Origin of the sequence: Rossellomorea oryzaecorticis, from assembly GCF_038405515.1 — a bacterium.
In the GTDB taxonomy this organism is placed as follows: Bacteria; Bacillota; Bacilli; order Bacillales; family Bacillaceae_B; genus Rossellomorea; species Rossellomorea oryzaecorticis_A.
Genome location: NZ_JBBYAF010000091.1, coordinates 1 through 1,317 on the forward strand (window position 1 = coordinate 1; position 1,317 = coordinate 1,317).

The following is a 1,317-nucleotide window of genomic DNA, read 5'->3' on the forward strand; positions in this document are numbered from 1 at the left end:
TTGAATAGCTCTTTTTGCAACGATTACTCGTTGCGGTAAATCTAGAATTAACGTTGACGTATTGTCTTGTTTTGTTCAGTTTTCAAGGTTCAATGGTTTAAATTGGAGCGGGTGATGGGAATCGAACCCACGACATCAGCTTGGAAGGCTGAGGTTTTACCATTAAACTACACCCGCATATAAAATATGTATTGTGATGGTCGGGAAGACAGGATTCGAACCTGCGACCCCTTGGTCCCAAACCAAGTGCTCTACCAAGCTGAGCTACTTCCCGTTCCAGAAGTATTTATTTCATTTCATTCTTTCATACTCGCTTGTAGAAGAATTAGTGGCGCGCCCGAGAGGAGTCGAACCCCTAACCTTTTGATCCGTAGTCAAACGCTCTATCCAATTGAGCTACGGGCGCAGTATGTTGAAACTTTTGGTGCGGCCGAGAGGACTTGAACCTCCACGGGGTCGCCCCCACTAGGCCCTCAACCTAGCGCGTCTGCCATTCCGCCACGACCGCGTTTAAAGCGACAAACACTATTGTAACTAGGATTCGATGTTATGTCAATAGTTTTTTAAAAAAGATTAAAAGTGCGGGTGAAGGGACTTGAACCCCCACGCCTTGCGGCGCCAGATCCTAAGTCTGGTGCGTCTGCCAATTCCGCCACACCCGCATGAAGATGAAAGATATTTGCTGCCGCAAAATCTTTGGTGAGCCATGAAGGACTCGAACCTTCGACCCTCTGATTAAAAGTCAGATGCTCTACCAACTGAGCTAATGGCTCAAAATGGCTGGGCTAGCTGGATTCGAACCAACGCATGTCGCAGTCAAAGTGCGATGCCTTACCGCTTGGCTATAGCCCAATGCCTCAAAAAGTGACGAGGTTTATATGATAACACGTCCACCTCTTGTTCGTCAACCACTTTTTTTAAAAAAAACTGGCGGTCCGGACGGGACTCGAACCCGCGACCTCCTGCGTGACAGGCAGGCATTCTAACCAACTGAACTACCGGACCAGAGTTTTTCGCTTTAGCGAAATAATGTCATTAAAATTACTTCTGCGAAACAACTACACCACAAACGTAATCATTAACGATCATGAATAGCACGTTATCTCACATTCAATTTTGAAATAAAAATAAAAATAAAAAAATGACCCGTACGGGATTCGAACCCGTGTTACCGCCGTGAAAGGGCGGTGTCTTAACCGCTTGACCAACGGGCCAGGATATGTGATGGCGGAGAAGGAGGGATTTGAACCCTCGCGCCAGTTGCCCGACCTACACCCTTAGCAGGGGCGCCTCTTCAGCCACTTGAGTACTTCTCCA

Annotated in this window: 10 tRNA genes; all 10 read right to left on the reverse strand. The window is 47.2% G+C overall.

Annotated features, from left to right (window positions below):
- Nucleotides 1–103 precede the first annotated feature (103 nt).
- The 10 genes from AAEO50_RS21000 to AAEO50_RS21045 all read right to left on the reverse strand — a co-directional run bounded on the left by AAEO50_RS21000 (nt 104) and on the right by AAEO50_RS21045 (nt 1,316).
- A tRNA-Gly gene (locus AAEO50_RS21000) sits at nt 104–177 on the reverse strand.
- 20 nt (nt 178–197) lie between these two features.
- Nucleotides 198–274: transfer RNA gene (locus AAEO50_RS21005), tRNA-Pro, on the reverse strand.
- A gap of 55 nt (nt 275–329) precedes the next feature.
- Nucleotides 330–406 (reverse strand) — tRNA-Arg (locus tag AAEO50_RS21010).
- Between the two features lie 16 nt (nt 407–422).
- A tRNA-Leu gene (locus tag AAEO50_RS21015) sits at nt 423–508 on the reverse strand.
- Between the two features lie 72 nt (nt 509–580).
- Nucleotides 581–662 (reverse strand) — tRNA-Leu (locus AAEO50_RS21020).
- Between the two features lie 35 nt (nt 663–697).
- Nucleotides 698–773: transfer RNA gene (locus AAEO50_RS21025), tRNA-Lys, on the reverse strand.
- 4 nt (nt 774–777) lie between these two features.
- Nucleotides 778–852 (reverse strand) — tRNA-Gln (locus AAEO50_RS21030).
- A 76-nt stretch (nt 853–928) separates the two neighbouring features.
- Nucleotides 929–1,005, reverse strand: a tRNA-Asp gene (locus tag AAEO50_RS21035).
- Nucleotides 1,006–1,142: 137 nt separating this feature from the next.
- A tRNA-Glu gene (locus AAEO50_RS21040) sits at nt 1,143–1,214 on the reverse strand.
- Nucleotides 1,215–1,225: 11 nt separating this feature from the next.
- Nucleotides 1,226–1,316 (reverse strand) — tRNA-Ser (locus AAEO50_RS21045).
- Nucleotide 1,317: the final 1 nt, after the last annotated feature.